This is a genomic window from Thermanaerothrix sp. (assembly GCF_056331585.1).
In genome coordinates this window covers 183,543-190,659 of sequence record NZ_JBWGPQ010000002.1, presented here as the reverse complement: position 1 = coordinate 190,659, position 7,117 = coordinate 183,543, and the positions used below count along the sequence as shown (strand labels likewise).

Below are 7,117 nucleotides of genomic sequence, written 5' to 3'. Positions count from 1 at the left end.
AACGTCAGATGTGTGTGATTGACAAGTCGGGCTTACCTCACTATAATGGATTTATAACCGAACAGATCATAAAAACGAAGATAAAAAGTACGTGGCGGCGAGGATCCGGATGTCTTATATGGTCGCTTGCCTGATAACTTCAGGCGGACATTCGGGGAGCCAAATAGCGAAACCGGCCCTGGGTCGGTTTTTTATATTCTTTCGAAGGAGGAGGTGTCACCATGACACTAAGTCAACCTGTAGGAGCGGATCTGGATGAGCTTTATGCTGGCCAGCGTTCGCGAGTCATGATTGTTGACGATGATCCAGATACCACCCAATTACTTAAACAGATTTTGCGCTCAGCAGGTTTTGATGTACTAAGCGCTGCGAATGGGGTTGAAGCGCTCAAGAAGTATCATGCCGTTACCCCGGATCTCGTTCTTTTAGATCTGATGATGCCGGAGATGGACGGTTGGGAGGTATTACGCCAATTACGACAATTCAGTCCAACCCCGGTCATGGTGCTGACGGCGATTAATAGCAAAGAAACCTTATTGGACTGTTTTCAATTGGGTGCAGACGACTATCTGACCAAACCATTTTACCGTGGTGAGGTCTTAGCGCGAATTAATGCCGTTCTACGCCGTTCACGGCGTCCTCAGCCAGCCTATCGTTTTGCTTTTCCGAAGATTGGTCTTATTATCGAGAGCCAATCGCGTGAAGTGCGATATAAGGGTGAACGTATCCCCCTCACGGTGAAGGAATTTGAGGTGCTTTCCACTCTAGCCCGGCATGCCCCTGAGGTCGTGGATTACTTGACCCTCTCAGAAGCTGTATGGGGAAAAGATTTGCCTCAGGCGCGCCAGCGCATTAAGTTCTTGATCTACTTGCTGCGTCGAAAATTGGGGCATGTTGACCCTGCCGGTGTCGATTTAATCGTTAACGTGGATCGGTTGGGGTATAAATTGGAAACCGGTGAGGGGTGATTTTTGCGTCAGGGCCAATGAAACTGCATTTTAGATTTGATGGGTGGCGCTTCGGCGGTATCTTATTGCTGCTTGTAGGCGTAATCGGCTTGGGCGTGAGCCTTTATCGGTGGGCGGAGTTGCGGCGCGCTGATCAAGAAGTTGTTGTGTATGAGGAACCATCGTCTCAAAGCGGCTTTGTGCCATTAACGTTGATGAACGTGCAAGAAGGTGCGCCGACATTGGCGATTTCCACGCCTAAGGGCGAGGAATCGGAGCAGGGAATGACTGAGCCGGGGACAAATCAAGCCACGCCCGTCCCTGAGCCAACGCTTACGCCTTTACCCGCAATCCCTCAGCGCCTGATCATCGCCAAAATTGATTTAGATGCGCCAGTTATACCGGTCAAGGCGCGCAAGATCAAAGTGGGTGAGACTATCTACGAACAGTGGCTGGCACCGGATGAGTTCGCCGCGGGTTGGCCTACCGAAACGGCAAGGTTGGGCCAGGTGGGGAATACGGTTCTTATCGGGCATCACAATGTATATGGCAAAGTGTTCGAACGACTTCACGAACTGGAAGCGGGGGATCTCATTGTGATGGAAGGGAGAAATCGGCGTTTCAGTTATCAGATAGTCAACGTGATGATCCTGCCCGAACGAGATGCTGATTTGCAGACCCGCCTAGAGAACGCACGTTGGATTCAGCCCTCTCTGGATGAGCGACTCACCTTGGTCACGTGCTGGCCGGCGAATTCCAATACGCATCGTTTGGTCATTGTGGCACGGCCCATTGGTCAATCTCCCTTGCCGGGCGCCAAACCACAATGAAACAATTCGCTACGACAGCGGAAGTCTTCGTGGTGCCGTATCTTCGGGTTGGGCGATAACAAACAAGCGCCCCCAAGACAGTTCATCACCTTGAGCGATGCAGGTTTGTAAAACCAGGGCGCCTGGATTTTCGTAAATATGCAAGAACAATTCGGTAGCGTTGAGTACCTTTTGTTGAGGATCATCCAGGTTGATAAATTTGGAATAGGGCGAATGGGGCTGTAGGGCTTGGTACCGTTCGATGGTTACAATGCGATAGCGCTTCAAACTGCCATCACCGAAAACCACCCATAAGGTTTGTTTGGGTTGAAGGGCAAAGAAGGCTTGTCCTGCTAAGTGATTATGGGCCAGTAACCCCAAACTACCATAACGTTGAGCGAGGGCAAAGTGGGTGAGTGTGTCCGGTTGGGTGGAAACGAACGCAGGATTAGAGGTGGGCTGCTGCACAATGGGATAAGCCATGATCCCTTCAGCATAAAGGCCAATGGGCTGATCGGCTTGACCATTTAAGGTAAGGCTAGCCCGAAAAGCCTGAAAGGTTTCCAAATTTAGCGATGTAATCATGGATGTGACGACATCGTGTCCGGCGACTAACCCTGGATCTCGTATCGGATGAGAAACAACCACATGTGCTGTTGTGCTTATCCACACCCCAAAGATGAGAAAGAATTTCAACCAGGGTTTTATGGCTCGTGCCAATTGACGTTTGAAGGTGAGGTTGTCCATAGCGCGCTTATTATCCGGAAATTACAGGGGGCTAAGCAAGCGCTATAAGGCGGTTGTAAAGTGTCCTAACAAAAATGAAAGGTTGCCCTTGTGGTATAATCAACCTAAACGGGTGTGGGAATGTGAAACTCTTCGATTAAGGAGTCGGTAGCATGTCTGGACATTCAAAATGGGCAACGATTAAGCGCAAGAAAGGCGCTATGGATGCCAAACGGGGACAATTGTTTACCCGTTTGGCACGTGAAATTGTGTTGGCCGCACGTGAGGGGGGGGGTGATCCTGAAGCCAATGTGCGCTTGCGCCTGGCGATTGAAAAAGCACGTGCCAACAATATGCCCAAAGAGAATATTGAACGTGCCATCAAGCGCGGCACCGGCGAAAGCAAAGAAGGTGGAGCACTGGAGCAAGTCTTTTACGAGGGTTATGCTCCCCATGGTGTGGCCTTGATGATTGAATGCGTGACCGAAAACCGCAACCGAACCGTGGCCGAGATTCGCCATGTTCTAACGCGAGCCGGGGGAAGTTTGGGGGAGGCAGGCTCGGTTGCTTGGCAGTTTAAGCGAGCAGCCTACTTTGCCTTGCAAGGCTCGGAGAAAGATTTTGAGAAGATCTTTGAGGTGGCGGTTGAGGCAGGGGCCGATGACGTCACTATGGATGGGAATATCATCGAAATTGTTGGACCCGTTGAATCGTTCAAGAACCTGTTGGACGGCCTGCGTGGAGCAGGGTATCAGCCAGAGGAAGCCGGATTGCGCATGATTCCCACCCAAGAGATTGAACTAGGCACAGACGAATCACTCCAAGTATTGCGCGCGATTGAAGCCTTAGAAGATTTAGATGACGTGCAGAACGTCTATCACAACCTGCGCATTACTGATGAAGCCTTAATGGCCATTGGCGAAGGTTAACCCCTCATGATGGTCGTGGGTATTGATCCCGGCACCGCCACGACCGGTTATGGAATAGTAGAGGATAAGGGGTATGGTCTGGAAGCCGTAACGTACGGCGTGGTGACCACCGCGCCTTCTTTGCCTTTAGAACAGCGCTTAGCCCAACTCTTTGATGCGCTTAGCGCGCTCATTCAGCGCTTCAAACCCGAAAGTGCCGCGGTGGAGCAATTGTTCTTTCAGCGCAATGTGCGTACGGCCATCGCCGTAGGACAGGCGCGAGGGGTGGCTTTATTGGCACTCGCCAAAGCAGGCCTGAGCGTTGGTGAGTACTCACCACTAGAGGTCAAGCAAGCGGTGACAGGATATGGGGGAGCAGACAAAAACCAAGTTCAGCACGTGGTACAGTTACTCCTTAATCTTCCCGAAGTGCCCCACCCGGATGATGCCGCGGATGCGTTGGCGGTTGCCATCTGCCATTTACATCATTTGCGCACAGCCCGGCAATGGATGGTCTGATTATCAGCCCTGCTAACCCACGGCTTAAATTGATCCGACGATTGCGCGAACGTAAGGTTCGCGAACAGTATGGCTTATTTTATATCGAGGGCATTCGGTTGGTCGCCGAAGCCATCCAGCAAGATTGGCCCATTGAGATGCTGGTGGTAGCGCCACAACGCTTGAGCAGTGAGTTTGCCTGGCAACACGTTGAGCAAGCGCGCCAAAAAGGGGTGCGGGTTGTTGAAGTTAGCGCGAAGGTGTTTGAAAGCCTTGCGCTTAAAGAAAACCCGCAGGGCCTTGCAGCCGTGGCGCGCCAGCGCTGGGCACCGCTATCTATGGTCAATCCCAATGCCGGTGAATTATGGGTGGCGTTAGAAGCCATCCAAGATCCTGGTAATCTAGGCACCATTCTGCGCACGGCAGATGCTGTCGGTGCTAAAGGGGTGATCCTCTTGGAGCACACGACCGATCCGTATGATCCGGCGGCGGTTCGGGCCAGTATGGGGGCGGTTTTCACTCAACGATTGGTCCGCACCACCCAGGAAGAGTTTTTACAATGGTGTGCCCAGGCTCACCCAACCCTGATTGGAACTTCAGACAAAGCCCACCAGGATTACCACGAGTTTATTTATCCTCAGGGTTTAATCGTGATGATGGGCAGTGAACGCGAAGGGCTTTCACCACACTATGCGGCATTGTGTCAGGCGATGGTGGCTATTCCTATGGTAGGGCGGGTGGATTCGCTTAATGTTGCCATAGCAACGGCAATTGTTTTATATGAGATTTTTAATCAACGTCGGCGGCGGGAAAGTCGGCCGGGTTTGGGTGCAAATAAGGAGTAGACAGCATGATCGCGTTTATTGAAGGGGAAGTGGCGCATGTGGGTGATGATCACCTTGTCCTGCGTTTGGGTGGGTTGGGGCTGCAGGTTTTTGTGCCGGCAGCCTTAGCGCGGCAAGCTCAGGTGGGGGTACCCATGTTTCTTCACACCCACTTGGTCGTGCGCGAAGATGGGTGGACGCTCTATGGCTTTGAAACCGAGATAGAACGACATTATTTCACCCTGTTACTTGGGGTGAATGGGATAGGACCGCGGCTGGCGCTGGCGATTCTGAGCGCTTTGTCGGTGGGTTTGATCCAGCAGGCCGTACACGGCGAACAACCTGACCTCCTGGCTCGTGTGCCTGGAGTGGGGCGCAAGACGGCTCAAAAGATCATCCTTTATTTGCAGGATAAAATTGGGCGTGAAGAATCATTCACCGGCTTGGCGGGGTTTAGTGAGGTGGATCATCAGGTATTGGAGGCATTAACGCATCTGGGCTATAGTGTAGTGGAAGCCCAAGCGGCTCTTCAATCCATCCCACGTGATGCCCCTCCGGATGTAGAAGAGCGGTTACGCCTGGCACTACAACATCTCGCCCCTTAACCGCATGAAGGGTTTTTCTGGACAAAGGTGTGTGTTTCAGGTATGATTGTTTCGTGTTTTGTCCTCTTGTGAATTTAAGGCTAAGGCACTAACTTCAATGGATAACTTAGAACATTTCTTCAAGGAGGGCTGATGACCGATCTTATCCAGCAAATTACCACCGAGTTGAAGCAACGCATTGAAGCCTACCAACCGCGGCTGGAAGTCCGTGATGTTGGCACGGTGATTGAATCCGGCGATGGGATTGCCCAGGTAGAGGGATTAACGACCGTACGTTCTCAAGAGTTAGTGGAGTTTGAAAATGGTATCATGGGAATCGCCTTCAACCTGGAAAAAGATAAGGTCGGGGTCATCGTCTTGGGAGATTTTTCGACTATTACAGAAGGAATGCAGGTGCGAACCACGGGGCGTATCGCCTCCGTTCCCGTAGGCGATGGGTTGATCGGTCGGGTGGTCAATGCGCTGGGTGAACCCATAGATGGTAAGGGCCCAATTAGCTTCACGCGCTACCGACCGATTGAACGTATTGCCCCCGGTGTGGTGGAACGGCAAGATGTGGATACCCCAGTCCAGACCGGGATCAAAGCCATTGACGCCATGATCCCGATTGGACGGGGGCAGCGTGAACTGATCATTGGTGATCGTCAAACGGGTAAGACGGCAATTGCGATTGATACGATTATCAATCAGAAGGGCAAAGATCTCATTTGTATTTATGTCGCCATTGGGCAGAAGAAGGCCGCCATTGCCCGTACGATTGCTTTGCTTGAGCAATATGGGGCGATGAACCACACCGTAGTGGTAATGGCCTCGGCAGATGACCCGGCGGCGATGCAGTATATCGCGCCCTATGCTGGGTGTGCCATCGGCGAGGAGTTTATGGAAAATGGGCGCGATGCGCTGGTGGTGTACGATGATCTTTCCAAGCATGCCTGGGCATATCGTCAAATCTCGTTGCTGTTGCGCCGCCCACCTGGGCGAGAGGCTTATCCCGGTGATGTATTCTATCTCCATTCCCGTTTATTAGAACGTGCTGCGCGCCTTGCGACTCACTACGTTATTGTGCCGAAAGATTATCCTCATCCCAAGGCTAAGGCCGAGGATGGTGTGAATGGACAGGTCTTCAAAGGCCCCCGTTCAAAGATGGAGGCCGACGAGGCGCTCAAGGCGATGCCAAACGCCGAAAACTACAAGGTCGTGCCGGTCGAGGGCACTGGCGGATCGTTAACAGCGCTTCCGATCATTGAAACACTACTGGGTGATGTCTCGGCCTATATTCCCACCAATGTTATTTCGATTACCGATGGGCAAATTTATCTTGAGACCAGCCTGTTCAATGCGGGAATTCGCCCGGCGATCAATGTGGGTATCTCCGTATCGCGTGTGGGTGGGGCGGCTCAAACCAAAGCCATGAAACAGGTGGCAGGGCGTTTGCGCCTGGATATGGCAGCCTTCCGTGAGTTGGCAGCCTTTGCCCAGTTTGGTTCTGATTTGGATAAGGCTACTCAAGCGCAACTTAATCGCGGTCTGCGCCTGCAAGAGATACTCAAACAACCGCAATATGAGCCGATGTCATTGGAAAATCAGGTTATTGTGCTCTTCGCCGGGGTTAATGGCTTTGCCGATCAGGTGCCAGTGGAACGGGTTAAGGCCTGGGAAGCGGCACTTCTGCGTTATATGGAATCCTCACATCCTGAAATTGGGCGGGATATTGCTGAAAAGAAAATGATCACGCCGGAAACTGAAGCGCGACTGCGTGAGGCGCTCCAGGCGTTTAGCAATACCTGGCTCTAAGGCGGG

8 protein-coding genes are annotated in these 7,117 nt (G+C 52.1%); 7 read left to right on the top strand and 1 reads right to left on the bottom strand.

What is annotated here, in order from left to right:
* Window positions 1-221 precede the first annotated feature (221 nt).
* Window positions 222-968, top strand: a complete 747-nt coding sequence (locus AC01YT_RS01820; protein ID WP_476672493.1) for a response regulator transcription factor — start codon at window positions 222-224, stop codon at window positions 966-968.
* A gap of 17 nt (window positions 969-985) precedes the next feature.
* Window positions 986-1,777 carry a sortase gene (locus AC01YT_RS01815; RefSeq protein ID WP_476672491.1) on the top strand — a complete coding sequence of 264 codons (792 nt, stop codon included), beginning with the start codon at window positions 986-988 and terminating at the stop codon, window positions 1,775-1,777.
* Between the two features lie 9 nt (window positions 1,778-1,786).
* Here AC01YT_RS01815 and AC01YT_RS01810 read toward each other — a convergent pair whose 3' ends face one another.
* Window positions 1,787-2,503: a sortase family protein gene (locus AC01YT_RS01810; protein WP_476672489.1), complete on the bottom strand. Its 717-nt coding sequence runs from the start codon at window positions 2,501-2,503 to the stop codon at window positions 1,787-1,789.
* Between the two features lie 152 nt (window positions 2,504-2,655).
* On the opposite strand from AC01YT_RS01810, the gene AC01YT_RS01805 reads away from it, so the two are divergent.
* The 5 genes from AC01YT_RS01805 to atpA all read left to right on the top strand — a co-directional run bounded on the left by AC01YT_RS01805 (window position 2,656) and on the right by atpA (window position 7,111).
* Complete coding sequence (locus AC01YT_RS01805) at window positions 2,656-3,411, top strand: YebC/PmpR family DNA-binding transcriptional regulator (RefSeq protein ID WP_476672487.1); 756 nt, start codon at window positions 2,656-2,658, stop codon at window positions 3,409-3,411.
* 6 nt (window positions 3,412-3,417) lie between these two features.
* Window positions 3,418-3,909, top strand: a complete 492-nt coding sequence (gene ruvC, locus AC01YT_RS01800; RefSeq protein ID WP_476672485.1) for a crossover junction endodeoxyribonuclease RuvC — start codon at window positions 3,418-3,420, stop codon at window positions 3,907-3,909.
* Complete coding sequence (locus AC01YT_RS01795; protein WP_476672483.1) at window positions 3,897-4,733, top strand: TrmH family RNA methyltransferase; 837 nt, start codon at window positions 3,897-3,899, stop codon at window positions 4,731-4,733. The genes ruvC and AC01YT_RS01795 overlap by 13 nt, the downstream gene beginning before the upstream one ends.
* A 5-nt stretch (window positions 4,734-4,738) precedes the next feature.
* A complete protein-coding gene (gene ruvA, locus AC01YT_RS01790) occupies window positions 4,739-5,317 on the top strand; it encodes a Holliday junction branch migration protein RuvA (protein ID WP_476672481.1) in 579 nt (192 codons plus the stop codon).
* 132 nt (window positions 5,318-5,449) lie between these two features.
* Window positions 5,450-7,111 (top strand): F0F1 ATP synthase subunit alpha, encoded by a 1,662-nt coding sequence (gene atpA / locus AC01YT_RS01785; protein ID WP_476672479.1) that lies wholly within the window; start codon window positions 5,450-5,452, stop codon window positions 7,109-7,111.
* The last annotated feature ends 6 nt before the right edge of the window (window positions 7,112-7,117 follow it).